The sequence below is a fragment of the Sedimenticola hydrogenitrophicus genome (assembly GCF_025175675.1).
Lineage (GTDB): Bacteria > Pseudomonadota > Gammaproteobacteria > Chromatiales > Chromatiaceae > Sedimenticola > Sedimenticola hydrogenitrophicus.
On record NZ_JANIOA010000007.1, the window covers coordinates 1 to 16,835 of the forward strand.

Here is a 16,835-nt window from a genome sequence, read left to right on the forward strand (position 1 = left end):
AGGAGTGGTACAGGGATGTACCGGTTACGGAGCCGAGGATGCCATGCACCGGTTACGGAGCCGAGGATGCCATACACCGGTTACGGACCTAAGGATGGAATGACGAAAATCCTGAGATTCGCCTTAAGTAAGTGCCATTCTACTCAGGCATAGTCGTCGACCAGTCCACTGGAGCTGAGGGTGCCGACAGGGTCGATTTCCGCCTGCGTGTTGTCGTCTTCGCCCCCGCGTTGCCCGGGAGCCGACAAGTTGTTCCCGTCGCCTGAAGCCGCCTGCTGGAACAGATCCGCACCGCTCGCCCGGTCTCCGCTATCCCGCTGCCCCACATCCACATTGACCAGTTGCAGATTACTGTCGGCAAACATTTCACGCAGACGGGGAATCGCCGCTTCAAGCGCCTCTTTGACGGCCGCGTTCTGTGCCAGGAAGCTGACACTGGTCTGGTCATTCTGGATCGAGACCTGGATATCGATGGGACCGAGATGGCGCGGCGTGATATGCACCGATGCCTGCTGCATCTGGTTTCCCACCATCCACATGACCCGGTTGCTGAGCAGGTTATCCCACCCCTTCGTGCCGGTGGGGAGCGGAATGGCCGGGGGAGTGAATACCTCCGGTCGCCGGGCCGACAACTGCTCGAGCCCGGATACCACTGCCGACAGCGGGGTCGCTGTCGCCTGGCCATCGCCCTTCAACAGGCCCGCCGGCAGTTCACCGGCGATAAACGCCGGTTTAAATCCCGCACCCTCGACGGGCAGCTCGCCCTTTACCAGCAATTGTGCCGCCGGGTTATCCGGGGTCGGACTGAACGACCGTCCACCCGGCTCCGATGCACCATACGCAGACAGACCGCCGCCCCCTTGTCGCAACAGCATGGCTCTCAGGTCCGCCACCGTTAAGGCAGCACCGGACCCGGCCTGCCCACCCAGCGTGGCGGCAATCTCCTCACCCACGCCGTCGGTGCCGGCCAGTTGAAGCATCCACTGCAACAACGAAAGGTTGCCCGGTGCGTTGGCGGGATCGGCAATTTCTGCCGACAACGGCAAACCGTTGCCACCCTCAAGCAAGGCCTCGAGCTGGCTGAACTGCTCGGGCGGCAACAGCTCCTGAAGCTTGGCCATACCCTCGGGCGTCAATCGCTGTGCGGAAATAATCGCTTTGAAATCCGCCAGACCGCCCGGTCCCGAGGCGCTAGCCGAACCGCCCGACCGACTGCTGCCCGCCGAAGCAGGCTGTAGAGAGGCAACCATATTTGAACCCGATACCGCACTATTCACAAATCACTCCCGGCCTGTGCTGAATGAACTGAAATGTCAAAGGCAGTAACCGTGCCAACGGAGTTGGATCGTGGGGTGGGGGTCAGGACGACGTCATCTAACACTGAGCGGCGAGGATCTGCCTGCTTGCTTGCCGGACGCCGTAAACCCATCCTTGGGGGCTTGCCGCGGCCGTTCCGGCCTCGCAGCACAGCTGCTTCAGCGTTCGGCTGCGAGCGAAGCTGCGCTTGCCTCACCCATGGCCGCGGACACCCGTCAAGCAAGCAGGCAGATCCACTTTCACAAGCAGTGCGTGTTTAGATGATATGACCCTGGGGGTTATTCGAGAAAGTCGCGCTTTTCCGCCCTTCGCCAATCAGCCGAGACCACACGCCACGCATCCTGTTCCAGGACCAGTGTCAGCTCCAGCCGGATCAGGTCGGCCCGGATGGAGAGCAGCTGCGAAGCGGTGGTGAGGGGTTGCCCGGCGACCGCTACGAACAACGTGACCTCAGCCTGAGGCTGTTCGTCACCAGGGCCGGTCAGCTCCAGGCGACTCACCTGAGTCAGCAGATGGATCGATTGATGAGTGACAAAATAGCCGGCCAACAGACGCATGACCGCCTGTTTGTCCGGGGCGGCAGTGCCGCTGAAGGACTCCGACAGGAGCGGGGCGACCGCCGACAGGGAACGGGACTCCACGGCCTGCTCCCCGCTATCGAGCAGCTGTCGGACCTGCTCCTCCGGGGTCGTCCGCCCCCCGCCGCACGCATACAGCAGGGGGAGCACCAGCAGCAGTGGAGCGAGCAGGCGCAAAGCGCGCATCACCCCTTGCGCGCCGGATGTCGGGCCCTTAGGGCTCGCGCAAGAATAATTCCGTAGTACCGAGGGCGTTCCTGGGCCACGCTGGCAAGGCACGCTTTGCAGGCAATGGCCGTTCCCTTGCCAAAAAGCGTAACGCCGCCAGCGGGGTCCAGGGGCGACCGAATACCGGAACTTATTCTTGCGCGAGCCCTTCGCGTCAGCGCAGACCCAGGACATCCTGCATATCGAACAGTCCGCTGTCGCGCTGCATCAGCCAGCCGGCTCCGCGCACCGCCCCGTTGGCGAAGGTCATGCGGCTGGAGGCCTTGTGGGTGATCTCCACCCGCTCACCCATGGCGGCGAACAGCACGGTATGGTCACCCACCACGTCACCGGCACGGATGGTTTCAAAGCCGATGGTCTTGCGATCCCGCTCTCCGGTGATGCCTTCCCGTCCATAAACCGCACACGTCTTCAGATCACGCCCCAGCGCGTCGGCCACCACCTCGCCCATGCGCAGGGCGGTACCGGAGGGGGCATCCACCTTGTGGCGGTGGTGGGCCTCGATCACCTCGATATCCACATCATCGCCCATCACCCGGGCGGCGATATCGAGCAGCTTGAAACAGAGGTTGACCCCGACGCTCATGTTGGGGGCCAGGATGATGGGAATGTCCGCGGAGGCCGCCTGCAGCTCCAGCTTCTGCTCCTCGGAAAAGCCGGTGGTCCCGATCACCATCCGTTTGGCGTGGGCACGGCAGACCGCCAGATGCTGCAGGGTGACCGCAGGCGCGGTAAAGTCGATGACCACGTCGAAGTCGCCGACCACCGCCTCCAGCGAATCCCGCACGACCACGCCGAGTCGGCCGATGCCGGCCAGTTCGCCGGCATCGGTGCCGACCAGAGAGCTGCCCGGCCTTTCGGTTGCCGCCCCCAGGGTAAAGCCCTCGGCAGCGGACACCGCCTGTATCAGCGACTTGCCCATCCGCCCGGCGGCCCCCACCACTGCTACTCTGATCATCGTTGTTGTTCCTGTATGCGGATTTCAGTCGGTTGTTTGGATTGCCGTGTTGGCGCGCTTAAAACCCCATGCCCTCGAAAAACTTCTTCACACCGTCCATCCAGCCGGTGGAGTGCGGGCTGTGCTTGCCGCCGGCGCCCTGCATGGTCTCGTCCAGCTGTCGCAGCAGCTCCTTCTGATGCTCGGTGAGATTGACCGGTGTCTCGACCATCACCTTACACAGCAGATCACCGACCGGTCCGCCGCGCACCGGTTTGACCCCCTTGCCACGCATGCGGAACATCTTACCCGACTGGGTGCCGGCGGGGATCTTCAACACCACCTTGCCATTCAGGGTCGGTACTTCCAGCTCGCCGCCCAGCGCGGCGCTGGCGAAGCTGATGGGCACTTCACAGAACAGGTGATTCTCTTCCCGACTGAAGATCTCATGCGGCTTGACCGCGATCTGTACATAGAGATCACCGGGCGGCCCGCCGCTCTCGCCCGCCTCGCCTTCACCGGCAAGACGGATGCGATCGCCGGTATCCACCCCTGGCGGCACCTTGACCGAAAGCGTCTTGTGCTCCTGGATACGGCCGGCACCGTGACAGGCCGGACAGGGGGATTCGATCACCGAACCCTTGCCGCGACAGGTCGGGCAGGTCTGCTGCACCGAGAAGAAGCCCTGCTGCATGCGCACCTGGCCATGGCCGGCGCAAGTGGTACAGACCTTGGGCTTGGTGCCCTTCTTGGCGCCCGTGCCGTTACAGGGATTACACTTGACCAGGGTGGGAACACGGATCTTGACCGTGGTTCCAGCCACCGCGTCTTCCAGCGACAACGCCAGGTTGTACCGCAGATCGGCCCCCCGATGGACGCGTGAGCCGCCGCCTCCCCGGGCACCGAATATATCCCCGAACACATCACCGAAGATGTCACTGAAGTTTCCTCCGGCACCATGCCCGTATCCGCCGCCCACGGAGTTATCCACCCCGGCATGCCCAAACTGGTCATAGGCCGCCCGCTTCTGGGCATCCGACAGCACTTCGTAGGCCTCTTTGGCCTCCTTGAACCGCTTCTCCGAATCCGTTGTCTGGTCTCCCGCATTGCGATCCGGGTGGTGTTTCATGGCGAGCCGCCGATAGGCCTTTTTGATCTCGGCTTCACTGGCGTTCTTACTGACACCTAAAACTTCGTAAAAGTCACGCTTCGACATATTCGATCTACTTTGTAAACCGCCAAAGCGCGAGGGTATGCAGGGACCTTCCAGCCCCTCCATACCAACGCGCCTCGGCTATCAATTATCAGACGGTCAGGCCGTCCACAGGTTATCGTTACTTGTCCTCTTTGACCTCTTCGAACTCCGCATCGACGACGTCGTCGTCCTTGCCTGCCGACTTGGACTTGGACTTGGCACCGCTGTCGGCGGACCCGGCCGCCGCCGCGGCTTCGTCACTGCCCTTCTGGGCATAGAGCCGCTCCGCCATCTTCGCCGAGGCATCGGTCAGGGTCTTGGTCTTGGCCTCGATCGCCTCCTTGTCGTCGCCCTTGACCGCCTCTTCCAGCTCCTTGATCGCGGCGTCGATGGAATCCTTTTCCCCCGCTTCCAGTTTCTCCTCACCCAGTTCGTCCATCGACTTGCGGATGGCGTGGATCATGTTGTCCGCCTGGTTGCGCGCCTGGACCAGTTCGTTGAACTTGCGGTCCTCCTCGGCGTGCGCCTCGGCGTCCTTGATCATCCGGTCCACCTCATCATCGCTCAGGCCGGAGGAGGCCTTGATGATGATCGACTGCTCCTTGTTGGTGGCCTTGTCCTTGGCGGAGACATTGAGGATACCGTTGGCATCGATATCGAAGCTCACCGCGATCTGCGGCATGCCCCGTGGCGCCGGCGGGATATCGGTCAGGTCGAAACGGCCCAGCGACTTGTTGGCACTAGCCTGTTCGCGTTCACCCTGCAACACGTGCACGGTCACCGCGGTCTGGTTGTCATCGGCCGTCGAGAATACCTGACTGGCGTTGGTCGGGATAGTGGTGTTCTTCTCGATCAGCTTGGTCATCACGCCACCCATGGTCTCGATACCGAGGGACAGGGGCGTCACATCCAGCAGCAGCACATCCTTCACCTCGCCACCCAGCACACCGCCCTGGATGGCCGCGCCGATGGCCACCGCCTCGTCCGGGTTGACATCGCGCCGGGGGGTCTTGCCAAAGAACTCTTCGACCGTGGCCTGGACTTTGGGCATACGGGTCTGTCCACCGACCAGGATCACCTCATCGATCTCGGAGGCGCTCAGTCCCGCATCGTTCAGAGCCGTGCGGCAGGGGGCGATGGTGCGGTTCACCAGATCATCCACCAGCGCCTCCAGTTTGGCGCGGGTCAGCTTGATGTTCAGGTGTTTCGGACCACTGGCATCGGCCGTGATGTAGGGCAGATTGATATCGGTCTGCTGGCCACTGGAGAGTTCGATCTTGGCCTTTTCAGCACCCTCTTTCAGGCGCTGCAGGGCCAGCGGGTCATTGCGCAAGTCGAAGCCCTGATCCTTCTTAAAGGTCTCCACCAGGAAGTCGATGATGCGCAGGTCGAAATCCTCGCCACCGAGGAAGGTGTCACCGTTGGTGGAGAGCACCTCGAACTGGTGTTCGCCATCGATCTCGGCGATCTCGATAATGGAGATATCGAAGGTACCGCCACCCAGATCGAATACCGCCAGCTTCTGGTCGCCGCGCTTCTTGTCCATGCCGTAGGCCAGTGCGGCGGCGGTCGGCTCATTGATGATGCGCTTGACATCCAGTCCGGCGATACGACCGGCATCCTTGGTGGCCTGACGCTGCGAGTCGTTGAAGTAGGCCGGTACGGTCACCACCGCCTCGGTCACCTCTTCACCCAGGTAATCCTCGGCGGTTTTCTTCATCTTCTGCAGGATCTTTGCCGAGACTTCCGGGGCGGCCATCTTCTTGCCGTTCGCCTCGACCCAGGCATCACCGTTGTCCGCCTTCACAATCTTGTATGGCACCATCTCGATGTCGCGCTGCACCACGTCATCGGTAAAACGGCGGCCGATCAGACGCTTGATCGCAAACAAGGTGTTCTGGGGATTGGTCACCGCCTGCCGCTTTGCGGACTGGCCGACCAGAACCTCACCCTCACGGGTGTAGGCCACGATGGAGGGGGTTGTGCGATCGCCTTCACTGTTCTCGATAACACGGGCGCCGTCGCCATCCATCACTGCCACGCAGGAGTTGGTTGTGCCCAGATCGATTCCGATGATCTTTCCCATTGTTTGATCTCTCCGGTTAACTGTCTGTTAGGTTTAAAAATACTTGTTTACGGATGTTATCCCAGATGGGGATAACCCCTCGATTTTCAAGGTCAGCCCTGTTCATCCACCTGATCGGGTGCGGCCTGGGAGACCATCACCATGGCCGGCCGTATCAGGCGGCCATTCAGGGTATATCCCTTCTGCACCACGACCACCACGGTGTTCGGGGGCACATCGCTGCGCGGTTGCATGCCCATGGCCTGATGCAGTTCCGGATCAAAGGGCTGACCCTCGGGGTCGATCCGCACCACGTTGAACTTCTCCATCACATCGGCTAACAGCTTCAGGGTCAGTGCCGTCCCTTCGCGCAGGTGGTCAATGGTAGCGTTCTCGTCGTTGGCGGCCGCCAGCCCCATTTCCATGCTGTCGCGCACCGGCAGCAGCTCGTTGACAAAGCGTTCCAGGGCGTATTTGTGCGCGTTTTCCAGCTCCCGCTCCTGCCGTTTCCGCAGATTGTCCATTTGCGCCTGGGTACGTACCAGCTGATCCCAGTGCTCGTCCGCCTTGGACCGGGCATCTTCCAGCAGCAGGGTCAACTCTTCAGGGGTCTGCGTTTCGGCTGGGGACTGCGCATGGTTTGACTCAACCTCGGCACCGCTCTCGGCGGTCTCATCAATCACCACCTGATCGCCGACCTGTTCCTGATCTTTGCTCATCCTGTTTCCTCTAAGCTGTTGAAGTCTGAAAATAAAACAAACAGTCGCCAAGATTGGCGATCTGATTGAAAGGGTATTCCGATAATCCCCACAAGCTGGGGATGGTTGAGGCCGTTTCAAGACAAAATGGCCAATTATTTCGCTTTTCGCGTCTGCATGGCGGTACTCAACAGCCTGGCGGTGATGTCGACTATCGGGATCACCCGGTCATAGGCCATGCGGGTCGGCCCCACCACCCCCAGAACCCCGGCCACCTTGCTGTCCACCTGATACGGGGCGGTGACCAGACTGCACTGATCCAGTGCCTTGTAGCCCGACTCCTCGCCTATGAACAGCTGTACACCTTCGGCCAGCATCGAGCCGTCGAGCAGATGTAGAATTTCGTTCTTTTCCGTAAAGGAATCGAACAGCTCACGAAGCTTGTTCATCTGCGAGAAATCATTGAAGTCCATCAGGTTGGTCTGGCCGGCCATGACATAGTCATCGCCACGGATCTCCGGATCGATCACCTGCTCCGCCATCTCCAGGGCCTGGGCCATGATCTGGTTCATGTCCTTGCGCGCCTGCTCCATCTCCCGCACCAGCCGCTTGTGCATCGCCTCCATGGATAGCCCTGAGTAGTGCTGATTCAGCATATTGGCGAACTGTACCAGTTGGGATGCGGTGTACGCCTTCCGCACATCGATCACCCGGTTATGCACCTCTCCCTCGGTGGTCACCAGGATGGTCAGCAACCGCTTGCTGGAGAGGGGAAGAAATTCAATCTGCCTGAACGTCAGCTGTTTGCGACGCGGGATCATCACCAATCCGGCCATGTGAGTCAGGCTCGATAGCAGTTTCGAGGCGGACTCGACCAGTATTTTGGGATCCGCCGAGGAGTACAACCCCGTCTCCAGCTGCTTTATCTTGCCCGCCTCCAGCGGTTTCAGGGTGACCAGGGTATCGACAAACATGCGGTACCCGGAGACGGTCGGAATCCGGCCCGCCGAGGTATGGGGGGAGGAGACCAGACCCAGGTCTTCCAGATCCGCCATGACGTTGCGTATGGTGGCGGGACTCAGATCAAGCCCGGAGTCACGGGACAGGGTGCGGGAGCCCACCGGCTCACCGTCCTGGATATAGCGTTCAATGAGGACTTTCAGCAATTGCTGGGCACGTTCGTTTACCGATAATTCACTCGACACCTTTTTAACTGTCACATCCAACCTCTGTAGTACCCGTGCACCCACCGCGAGGATGCGGCAGAAAACCGCCTATTAGCACTCTTGACCGCCGAGTGCTAACCCCTGGATTATCATTTTCGCATCCGGGAGTGTCAAGAAACGATCCCTAAAGCGTATGCTACAGGACCACGTTATCTAAACGCGCAAATACTTGTGAGAGAGGATCTGGCTGCTTGATTGACGGGTGTCCGCGGCCATGGATGGCCGCGGCAAGCCCCCAGGGATGGGTTTACGGCGTCCCGGCAAGCAAGCAGGCAGATCCTCGACCTGCTCAGCGTTAGATGACGTCGTCTTGGCGTATGCTATCGGCTGGCTGGCCACGGTCACGGAGGCCGTGCTAAGTTTCATCTCTGAATCCGCCGCTTGAATAGAAGACCAAAAAGCCCATGCCTGAGAAATTTCATACGATCGGCCTGATCGGCAAACACGGGGATGTCGCCCCGCGCGAGACGATCCTCGAACTGGGGCAGTTTCTGCTGGAGCGCGGCCACCGGGTGCTACTCGAGGAGAGCACCGCCGCCCGGGTACCAAATCATAAAATGATTGCCGCCTCGCTGGATGATCTGGGGGTCGAGTCGGACCTGGCCATTGTGGTCGGCGGCGACGGCACCCTGCTGCACACCGCGCGCAGCCTGGCCGACTATGAGGTACCGCTGCTGGGGATCAATCTCGGCCGGCTGGGTTTTCTGGCGGACATCTCCCCCGGGGAGATGCTCTCGACGCTGGAGCGGATCTTCGCCGGCGAGTACCGGGAAGAGTCCCGGTTCCTGCTCAGCGCGGAAATCGACGGTGCCCATCACACCGCCTTCAACGACGTGGTGGTGCACAAGTGGAACATCGCCCGCATGATCGAATTCGAGACCTATATCGATGGCAGCTTCGTCAATGTGCAGCGCTCCGACGGCATCATCATCGCCACCCCGACCGGCTCCACCGCCTACGCCCTCTCGGGTGGCGGCCCGCTGCTGCACACCGACCTGAATGCCGTCCTGCTGGTGCCGATCTGCCCCCATACCCTGAGCAACCGGCCGATCGTGGTGGATGGCGACAGCGAGATCGAAATTGTCGTATGCGACCCGGCGGAGAACGTGCACCTGCGGGTCACCTGCGACGGCCAGACCAGCCTGCCGCTAAAGGGTGACCGGGTCAGGATCCGCAAACACACCCATCCGGTGCGGCTAATTCACCCGGTCGACCACGATCACTTTTATATCCTGAGAACCAAACTCGGCTGGAGTGAACACAACACCAAACCCAAGGATAAGTAGTCCCAGATGCTGCAACAGATAAACATCAAAGACCTGGCCATCGTCAGCACCCTGGAAGTCGAGCTACAGCCCGGCATGACGGTGCTGACCGGCGAGACCGGTGCCGGCAAATCGATCCTGGTGGATGCACTGGGACTGGTGCTGGGGGACCGTGCCGACACCGGCATGATCCGCACCGACTGCGACCGGGCGGAGATCACCGCCCTGTTCGACACCCGGGCACTGCCCGCCGTCAACCAATGGCTGGAGCAGCACACCCTGGATGACGACGGTCAGTGCATCATCCGCCGGGTAGTGCTGCGAAACGGTAGCTCCCGCGCCTTCATCAACGGCTCCCCCGCCCCACTCAAGGCGCTGCAGGAGCTGGGAGATCAGCTGGTGGACATCCACGGCCAGCATGCCCACCAGTCGCTGTTGCGGCGCCCGCATCAGCGCCAGCTGCTGGACGAATACGCCGGGCATACCGCGCTGTGCCGGCAGACCGACGAGGGTTACAACGCCTGGCGCGAGGCGGAACAGCGGCTCGCCACGCTGCGCACCAGCGCCGAGGAACGGGGCGCCAGAATCGACCTGTTGCGCTACCAGATCAATGAGCTGACCACCCTCAACCTGGGGGAAAACGAGCTGGACGGGCTGCTGCAGGAACATGGGCTGCTCAGTAATGCCGGAAATATTATCGAGCGCTGCAATTTTGCCCTCGTCTGCCTGGACGACGAGGACGACGCGGCCCTCTCCCGGATCAACCGCGCCCATGGTCAACTGCTGGAGTTGGCCAGGTTGGACCCGGGCCTGCAGAGTGCCTGCGAGCTGCTGGACAGTGCGGGGATCCAGGTCAGCGAAGCGCTCTCTTCGCTGCGGCATTACACCGACAACCTGGAACTCGACCCCGCGCGCCTGGAGCATCTGGACCGACGTCTGGGTGAGATCCATGATCTGGCGAGAAAATATCGCTGCAAAGCGGAGGAGATCCCGCCGCTGCTGGAACGGCTGCAGCAGGAGCTGGATCAGCTGGACCATGCCGACACCCACCTGGCCGCGCTACAGCAGCAGGTGGAGATGTTGTGGAATACCTACCTCGGCCAGGCAAACCAACTGAGCGAGTCACGCCGGAGTGCCGCCCGACGCCTGGCTGAACAGGTCTCACAGGGCATGCACACCCTCGGCATGCCGAACGGCCTGCTGGTGGTGGAAGTGACCGCGCTGGATATGGAACGGGCCTCGGCCAACGGCCTGGACCAGATCGAGTTCCTGGTCAGCGCCAACCCCGGGCAACCGCCCAAGCCGCTGGCCAAGGTGGCATCGGGGGGCGAGCTCTCCCGCATCAGTCTGGCGATTCAGGTCGCCACGGCCAGTTGCACCCAGGTACCCACCCTGATCTTTGACGAGGTGGATGTGGGTATCGGTGGCGGCACCGCGGAGATTGTCGGACGGCTGTTGCGGCAGATCGGCAACAGCCAGCAGGTGCTTTGCGTCACCCACCTGCCCCAGGTGGCGTCCCAGGGACATCACCACCTGCGGGTCGAGAAGGGGAGCAATGGGCAGGAGACCCACACCAGCCTCGGCAGACTGGAAGGGGATTCCCGGATAGACGAGATTGCGCGCATGCTGGGCGGGGTGGAGATCACCCCGCACACCCTGAATCACGCCCGGGAGATGGTCGAACGGATCAACGGCTAGCGGGGGTCGGCGACCCTACCCGCAACGCGGGTCAATCGCCCTTTTTTTTGCAATCGCAGTTCTTGTCCAGGCACTTGCCGTAGATCACCAGTTCATGCTCACTGATCTGAAAACCCAGTTCCTCGGCAATAATCCGCTGGCGCTTCTCGATGGTCTCATCGACAAACTCCTCCACCCGGCCGCAGGTGACACAGATGATGTGATCATGGTGCTTGCCCGTGTTGAGTTCAAAAACCGAATAGCCGTCCTCGAAGTGGTGTTTCTCCACCAGCCCGGCCGCCTCGAACTGGGTGAGCACCCGGTAAACCGTCGCCAGACCAATATCCTCACCGGCCGCCAGCAGCATCTTGTAGACATCTTCGGCGCTGACATGCCGTTCGGGGCTCTTCTCCAGCAGCTCCAGTATCTTCACCCGGGGCACCGTGACCTTCAGGCCCGCTTTTCTAATTTCCTGATCTTCCAAAACAAGTCACCTCGGGTGTTTTCATACCGTGAATCAGGTATCATTCCGGTCGTCTTATTAAATATAGTTAATTCCCTTACAAAGCGGAAAAAGTGAATGCAAAAGCTTCTCATCTATTGGGTATGTGGCGCAAGTCTGCTGGTCACCGGCTGTGCCACCGTCAAGGACGTGAGCGATGCCATTCCCGAGGCACTGAACCGCCTGCCGCTGATCCATCGGCCGGATATCCAGCAAGGCAACGTGGTCAGCCAGGAGACGATCAACAAACTCAAACCGGGCATGTCGAAGAGCCAGGTCAACTACCTGCTGGGGACCCCGATGCTGGTGGACGTATTCCACCAGGACCGCTGGGATTACCTCTACAGCATGAAGGTGGGGAATAAGGAAGTGACCCAGGAACGGGTCGCACTCTTCTTCGAGGACGATCGCCTGATCAGGATCGAAGGCGACTATCGACCCCAGCCAACCCCGGCAATCGCCGAAACCATGGCGGCGGAGGAGAGCATTATCTCGGTACCCGATTACACCGGCGACCGCAAAGGCCTGTTCTCCCGGGCATTGGAAAGCGTCGGTATCCGTTCGGAGTAATTTATTCCAGAGGGCCGCGGGGATCGGCCGGTCCCTGCGACCGAAATCAACCCTCGCCCCCCCCTTTCTTGAGCTGCTTGCCCTCGGCCGCGCGCTTTTTACGGGCCTCCTTGGGGTCGGCGATCAGCGGGCGGTAAATTTCCACCCGATCCCCCGGCTGTAACGGGGCATCCCCCTTGGCCGCCTTGCCGAAGACGCCGAACTTTGCGCTGGCGAGGTCGATTTCCGGAAAACGCTCGGTAATGCGCGAGCGTTCAACCGCCTGCTGCACGGTAATCCCCGGTTCACCGGTCACCGTCAATATCACCTGCTCCTCGGGTTTCGCATAGGCGACTTCAATCTCAAATTGTTCACTTGCCACGGGCTACCTCGTCTGCGCGCTTACAGAATGCATCGACTAATGTGCCGGCGATCTGGCTGAATACCGCGCCAAACGCCGAATTGATCAGCTTTCCGGAAAACTCGAAATCGAGTTCCAGTTCCACCTTGCAGGCATCCTCACGCAAGGCGGTAAAACGCCACTCACCCTGGAGCCGCTTGAACGGACCCTCGTGCAGAGTAATCAGGATCCGCTCATAGGGGAAAAGCCGGTTACAGGTGGAAAAGGTCTGGCTTATACCGATACGCGACACCTCCAGCCGGCCGCACAACTCCTCCTCGTTACGGGACAGCAGTTGGGTGGATTTACACCAGGGCAGAAACTGGGGATAAGACTCGACATCATTGATCAGTTCAAACATCTCGGCCGCTGAATGGGGTACCAGGGCACTCTTGTGGACGACTGGCAACTATAAGACTCCTATCGCCCGCAAGAATATCAGCAGCATGGCCGCGGGCGTAATAAAACGAATAATAAAATACCATAGCTTGAAACCGACACCGGCAAGGCCACCCAGTTCATCCACCACGGAATCACGGGCCATCACCCAGCCGGCGAACAGTGCCATGCACAACCCCCCCAGGGGCAGTATGATACTCGAAGTCACGATATCCAGCACATCAAACAGACCATGCCGCTTCAGGACCCCGCCGAAATGGAAGCTGAATGACCAGTGGCTGAACGAGAGGATAGTCACTATACCCAGCAGCCAGGCGACCATCCCGGTCCAGATGGCGGCCCGAATGCGCTCCATCTCGCGATTCTCGATCAGCCAGGCCACCAGCGGTTCAATCAGCACGATGGCCGAGGTCCAGGCCGCAAACACCAGCAGCAGGAAGAACAGGGCCCCGAAGAACATGCCCCCGGGCATCTGCCCGAAAGCGATGGGCAGGGTCTGGAATATCAACCCGGGCCCCTCGCCCGCCGCCAGGCCATTGGCGAAGACGATGGAGAAGGTGGCCAGTCCGCCCAACAGGGCCACCAGCGTATCCAGCAAGCCCACCAGTATCGATGTCTGGGCAATGGAGACACCACTGGGTAGATAGGAGCCATACACCAGCATCGCCCCCATCCCCAGACTGAGGGTAAAGAAGGCATGTCCCATCGCGGTCAATACCCCCGTGGGGGTCAGTTTGCTGAAATCGGTATAAAACAGATAGTTGAAGGCCTGGGCAAAGTCACCGTTGCGGGTGGCATAGGCCACCAGCACCAGGACCAGGAAAAACAGCATGGGCATCAGGATCTTTGCCGCCTTCTCCAGACCGTTGGTCACCCCGCGCGACACCACCTTGATGGTCATCACCATAAAAATGGTATGCCACGCCAGCAGTCGTTCCGGATCGGTCACCAGTTGGGCGAAGATACTGCCCGATCCTTCGGCGGTCACCCGCACAAAGGTCCCGCTCAGCATGCGCATCAGATAGGCCAGGGTCCAGCCGGCAATCACGCTGTAGTAGGAGAGAATCACCAGACCGGCCAGCATGCCGGCCCAACCCACCAGTCGCCAACTGCCGCTTGCCCCCGCCTCGACCGACAGGCTATGCAGCGTGTTGACCGGGCTTTGACGGCCACGTCGCCCGATCAACACCTCCGCCATCATGATCGGGATACCGATCAGCGCCAGGCAGAGCAGATAGACCAGGACAAAGGCCCCGCCGCCATTTTCGCCGGCCAGGTAGGGGAATTTCCAGATATTGCCCAAACCAATGGCAGCGCCGGTCGCCGCCAGAATAAACATCAGGCGGGATGACCACTGACCATGAATGGAGATACGCTTGGACAAGGAGTGAATCCTCCGCAAGTTCGTTGACTGACCGACTGCCTGCTCACCACCCTGCCCTGGGACAAGGAGCCGGCATTTTCCGGGAAAACCCCGGGCAGCACAAGTTAACCCCGACAAAGCGCCACATCCCACTAGCCTCCGCCCCGCCCCGTCACATACAATCCGCCCATGGCAAAGAAATCCAAAAAACAGTCCGGGCAAGGCGGCTCCACCATCGCCCTGAACAAGAAAGCGCGACACGATTATTTCATTGAAGAGCGTTACGAGGCGGGCCTCTCGTTGCAGGGTTGGGAGATCAAAAGCCTGCGCGATGGCCGGGTGCAGATCACCGACAGCTATGTGTTCATAAGGGATGGCGAGGCGTTCCTGATCGCCACCAACATCACCCCGCTGCTCAGCGCCTCCACCCACATCAACCCGGAGCCGATGCGCGCCCGCAAGCTGCTGCTGCACCGGCAGGAGCTGGACAAGCTGATCGGCATGGTCGAGCGCAAGGGCTACACCCTGGTGCCGATCGCCCTGTACTGGAAGAAGGGCAAGGTCAAGCTGGAGATCGGCCTGGCCAAGGGCAAGCAGCTGCACGACAAGCGGGAGACGGAAAAGAACCGGGACTGGGACCGCGACAAACAGCGTATCCTCAAGGCCCACTAGGAGTCTGTCCGACAGCAACCCTTGAAAAAACGGCCCGGGCACCCAATATCACGGGACACGGAACCAACAGAGCCTGTATACTGTCTGTTGGGTTTACCCAGGGGGCGACATGGCTTCGACGTGGGTGATGAAACCTGAGGTGCATGCCGAGGATACAGATACCCTCGTTAATAATTCTGTAACACTATAGTTGCCAACGACGACAACTACGCTCTCGCCGCTTAATAACCGGTAGAAGCCGTCTGACTGGAGCCGTGCTTGTGCGTCCAGAGTCCCTCGGGACATTTCAGGCGTCATATCTCACAAGATCGCGATGAAGTACGTCCGGGACGGAATCGCTAAAACTTAACCGGGACCGCCGTCTACACGCCCTGTTTGCCGGGCAGTAGCCGGTTAAAAATAATCGGCAGAACTAAGCATGTAGAGCCAAAGGCGGAGTGCTTGCGGACGCGGGTTCGATTCCCGCCGCCTCCACCAATAACAAAACCCCAACCGAGAACGGTTGGGGTTTTTTATTTGGGCCGTCGCTGCGCGACGTTCGGCGGCGCTCATCTAAACCGTTCCGGGCCACATTCCACTCTCTCCTCGCCATTCCTCGCTCCGCCCCCGCTCGCCTAAATAGGTCAGCCGTCCGCAAAGGCTACGAGTCATCCACATATAGATCAGTGACTTACGCGCAGAATAATCAAGTGATTGGATTGCAACATTGGCTGACGGAGGGGCCACAAGCCTCTTCTTGCGAGCTATCGCACTTGCAGCTTGTCAGAAACTCACATATATTTTCGTACATGAACACGACGACCAAGACTGCCGAACTGATTCGCCAGCGCATTGAGGCGATACCGATCGGGGAGCCCTTCACCCCAACAGCATTCCTGGAGTGCGGTACGCGTGCGTCCGTCGACCAGACCCTCTCCCGCCTCGTCAAGGCAGGGGCTATCGAGCGTGTGACGCGTGGCGTCTTTGTGCGTCCCGAGGTCAGCCGTTTCGTCGGCAAGGTTAGCCCCTCGCCGCTGAAAGTGGCCGAGACGGTCGCCAAGACCACAGGTGCCGTCATCCAGGTTCACGGTGCCGAAGCGGCGCGGCGGCTTGAGCTGACCGCGCAAGTTCCGACCCAGTCGGTATTCGTAACATCCGGCCCGTCGAAGCGCATCCGCGTGGGGAATATGGAGATTCGGCTGCAGCACGTCTGCCAGCGCAAGTTGGCCCTGGCAGGTCGACCCGCCGGGCTCGCGATTGCTGCAATGTGGTATCTCGGCAAGAAGGAAGTAACGCCGGCTCTCGTCGAGAAGATTCGGCGCAAGCTGGGATCGAGAGAATTCGAGGTTCTGAAGTCAGCGACCTCCTCAATGCCCGCGTGGATGAGCGACGCCATCTTCCAGAACGAGCGGAAAGCCGTTCATGCCTGAGTCCTTCCTCCACCTGAAGCCTCAAGAGCAGTCCCAAATCTATCGGGCGCTGGCTCCGCAGCTTGCCCGCTCACCCGTCGTACTGGAAAAGGATGTCTGGGTCTGCTGGGTGCTACAGACCCTGTTCACCATGCCCAACCGACTGCCGATGGCCTTCAAGGGCGGCACCTCACTCTCCAAGGTGTTCGGAGCCATAGCGCGCTTCTCCGAGGACGTGGACATCACACTCGACTACCGTGGCTTGGATGGCTCCTTCGATCCGTTCGCCGAAAGTGTCTTGAGGTCGTCTAATAGATTTGTACAACCCAGTTAAGCATAATCCACTTAACTGAGGTAACGGCAATGACAACACGAA

Annotated in this window: 17 protein-coding genes and 1 other RNA gene; 7 read left to right on the forward strand and 11 right to left on the reverse strand. The window is 60.4% G+C overall.

Annotated features, from left to right (window positions below):
* Window positions 1-143: 143 nt before the first annotated feature.
* The 7 genes from NPX02_RS05565 to hrcA all read right to left on the reverse strand — a co-directional run bounded on the left by NPX02_RS05565 (window position 144) and on the right by hrcA (window position 8,238).
* A complete protein-coding gene (locus NPX02_RS05565) occupies window positions 144-1,121 on the reverse strand; it encodes a flagellar hook-length control protein FliK (protein WP_260292456.1) in 978 nt (325 codons plus the stop codon).
* A gap of 474 nt (window positions 1,122-1,595) precedes the next feature.
* The gene (locus NPX02_RS05570) at window positions 1,596-2,081 is read right to left on the reverse strand and encodes a hypothetical protein (RefSeq protein ID WP_260292457.1); all 486 of its coding nucleotides are present in this window, start codon (window positions 2,079-2,081) and stop codon (window positions 1,596-1,598) included.
* Between the two features lie 196 nt (window positions 2,082-2,277).
* Window positions 2,278-3,081 carry a 4-hydroxy-tetrahydrodipicolinate reductase gene (gene dapB / locus NPX02_RS05575; RefSeq protein ID WP_260292458.1) on the reverse strand — a complete coding sequence of 268 codons (804 nt, stop codon included), beginning with the start codon at window positions 3,079-3,081 and terminating at the stop codon, window positions 2,278-2,280.
* A gap of 58 nt (window positions 3,082-3,139) precedes the next feature.
* A complete protein-coding gene (dnaJ, locus tag NPX02_RS05580) occupies window positions 3,140-4,276 on the reverse strand; it encodes a molecular chaperone DnaJ (protein WP_260292459.1) in 1,137 nt (378 codons plus the stop codon).
* Window positions 4,277-4,394: 118 nt separating this feature from the next.
* Window positions 4,395-6,341: a molecular chaperone DnaK gene (gene dnaK, locus NPX02_RS05585; protein WP_260292460.1), complete on the reverse strand. Its 1,947-nt coding sequence runs from the start codon at window positions 6,339-6,341 to the stop codon at window positions 4,395-4,397.
* Window positions 6,342-6,433: 92 nt separating this feature from the next.
* Complete coding sequence (gene grpE / locus NPX02_RS05590) at window positions 6,434-7,039, reverse strand: nucleotide exchange factor GrpE (RefSeq protein ID WP_260292461.1); 606 nt, start codon at window positions 7,037-7,039, stop codon at window positions 6,434-6,436.
* Window positions 7,040-7,173: 134 nt separating this feature from the next.
* Window positions 7,174-8,238: a heat-inducible transcriptional repressor HrcA gene (gene hrcA, locus NPX02_RS05595; RefSeq protein ID WP_260292462.1), complete on the reverse strand. Its 1,065-nt coding sequence runs from the start codon at window positions 8,236-8,238 to the stop codon at window positions 7,174-7,176.
* 410 nt (window positions 8,239-8,648) lie between these two features.
* Between hrcA and NPX02_RS05600 the strand changes: the two genes are divergently transcribed.
* Together NPX02_RS05600 and recN are read left to right on the forward strand one after the other, a co-directional pair.
* On the forward strand, window positions 8,649-9,530 hold the full coding sequence (locus tag NPX02_RS05600) for an NAD(+) kinase (protein ID WP_260292463.1): 882 nt from the start codon (window positions 8,649-8,651) through the stop codon (window positions 9,528-9,530).
* 6 nt (window positions 9,531-9,536) lie between these two features.
* Window positions 9,537-11,207, forward strand: a complete 1,671-nt coding sequence (recN, locus tag NPX02_RS05605) for a DNA repair protein RecN (protein ID WP_260292464.1) — start codon at window positions 9,537-9,539, stop codon at window positions 11,205-11,207.
* Between the two features lie 31 nt (window positions 11,208-11,238).
* Here recN and fur read toward each other — a convergent pair whose 3' ends face one another.
* Window positions 11,239-11,670, reverse strand: coding sequence for a ferric iron uptake transcriptional regulator (gene fur / locus NPX02_RS05610; RefSeq protein WP_260292465.1), 432 nt, complete (start codon window positions 11,668-11,670; stop codon window positions 11,239-11,241).
* Between the two features lie 96 nt (window positions 11,671-11,766).
* Here fur and NPX02_RS05615 point away from each other — a divergent pair, with 96 nt between their 5' ends.
* Window positions 11,767-12,258 (forward strand): outer membrane protein assembly factor BamE, encoded by a 492-nt coding sequence (locus tag NPX02_RS05615; RefSeq protein ID WP_260292466.1) that lies wholly within the window; start codon window positions 11,767-11,769, stop codon window positions 12,256-12,258.
* Between the two features lie 46 nt (window positions 12,259-12,304).
* Here the strand turns inward: NPX02_RS05615 and NPX02_RS05620 are convergent, their stop codons facing one another.
* The 3 genes from NPX02_RS05620 to NPX02_RS05630 are packed head-to-tail and all read right to left on the reverse strand — an operon-like array spanning window position 12,305 to window position 14,420.
* Window positions 12,305-12,619 carry an RnfH family protein gene (locus NPX02_RS05620; protein WP_260292467.1) on the reverse strand — a complete coding sequence of 105 codons (315 nt, stop codon included), beginning with the start codon at window positions 12,617-12,619 and terminating at the stop codon, window positions 12,305-12,307.
* Complete coding sequence (locus tag NPX02_RS05625) at window positions 12,609-13,046, reverse strand: type II toxin-antitoxin system RatA family toxin (protein WP_260292468.1); 438 nt, start codon at window positions 13,044-13,046, stop codon at window positions 12,609-12,611. Before NPX02_RS05625 ends, NPX02_RS05620 begins: the two co-directional genes overlap by 11 nt.
* The gene (locus NPX02_RS05630) at window positions 13,047-14,420 is read right to left on the reverse strand and encodes a sodium-dependent transporter (protein WP_260292469.1); all 1,374 of its coding nucleotides are present in this window, start codon (window positions 14,418-14,420) and stop codon (window positions 13,047-13,049) included. It lies immediately after the preceding gene.
* Window positions 14,421-14,588: 168 nt separating this feature from the next.
* Between NPX02_RS05630 and smpB the strand changes: the two genes are divergently transcribed.
* From smpB to NPX02_RS05650, 4 genes are all read left to right on the forward strand, one after another.
* The gene (gene smpB / locus NPX02_RS05635) at window positions 14,589-15,071 is read left to right on the forward strand and encodes an SsrA-binding protein SmpB (RefSeq protein ID WP_260292470.1); all 483 of its coding nucleotides are present in this window, start codon (window positions 14,589-14,591) and stop codon (window positions 15,069-15,071) included.
* Between the two features lie 100 nt (window positions 15,072-15,171).
* Window positions 15,172-15,548: a transfer-messenger RNA gene (ssrA, locus tag NPX02_RS05640) on the forward strand.
* A 311-nt stretch (window positions 15,549-15,859) separates the two neighbouring features.
* Entirely contained in the window at window positions 15,860-16,480 is a 621-nt protein-coding gene (locus NPX02_RS05645; RefSeq protein WP_260292471.1) for a type IV toxin-antitoxin system AbiEi family antitoxin domain-containing protein, read from the forward strand.
* Window positions 16,473-16,793, forward strand: a complete 321-nt coding sequence (locus NPX02_RS05650) for a nucleotidyl transferase AbiEii/AbiGii toxin family protein (protein WP_335342515.1) — start codon at window positions 16,473-16,475, stop codon at window positions 16,791-16,793. The genes NPX02_RS05645 and NPX02_RS05650 overlap by 8 nt, the downstream gene beginning before the upstream one ends.
* The last annotated feature ends 42 nt before the right edge of the window (window positions 16,794-16,835 follow it).

Excerpts from the sequence above, each read along its gene's own strand:
- NPX02_RS05600 (WP_260292463.1), top strand. The coding sequence starts at position 8,649 with ATGCCTGAGAAATTTCATACGATCGGCCTGATCGGCAAACACGGGGAT.
- NPX02_RS05615 (WP_260292466.1), top strand. The coding sequence starts at position 11,767 with ATGCAAAAGCTTCTCATCTATTGGGTATGTGGCGCAAGTCTGCTGGTC.
- dnaJ (WP_260292459.1), bottom strand. The coding sequence starts at position 4,276 with ATGTCGAAGCGTGACTTTTACGAAGTTTTAGGTGTCAGTAAGAACGCC.
- dapB (WP_260292458.1), bottom strand. The coding sequence starts at position 3,081 with ATGATCAGAGTAGCAGTGGTGGGGGCCGCCGGGCGGATGGGCAAGTCG.
- NPX02_RS05645 (WP_260292471.1), top strand. The coding sequence starts at position 15,860 with ATGAACACGACGACCAAGACTGCCGAACTGATTCGCCAGCGCATTGAG.
- NPX02_RS05570 (WP_260292457.1), bottom strand. The coding sequence starts at position 2,081 with ATGCGCGCTTTGCGCCTGCTCGCTCCACTGCTGCTGGTGCTCCCCCTG.
- recN (WP_260292464.1), top strand. The coding sequence starts at position 9,537 with ATGCTGCAACAGATAAACATCAAAGACCTGGCCATCGTCAGCACCCTG.
- NPX02_RS05565 (WP_260292456.1), bottom strand. The coding sequence starts at position 1,121 with ATGGCCAAGCTTCAGGAGCTGTTGCCGCCCGAGCAGTTCAGCCAGCTC.
- grpE (WP_260292461.1), bottom strand. The coding sequence starts at position 7,039 with ATGAGCAAAGATCAGGAACAGGTCGGCGATCAGGTGGTGATTGATGAG.
- NPX02_RS05650 (WP_335342515.1), top strand. The coding sequence starts at position 16,473 with ATGCCTGAGTCCTTCCTCCACCTGAAGCCTCAAGAGCAGTCCCAAATC.
- dnaK (WP_260292460.1), bottom strand. The coding sequence starts at position 6,341 with ATGGGAAAGATCATCGGAATCGATCTGGGCACAACCAACTCCTGCGTG.
- smpB (WP_260292470.1), top strand. The coding sequence starts at position 14,589 with ATGGCAAAGAAATCCAAAAAACAGTCCGGGCAAGGCGGCTCCACCATC.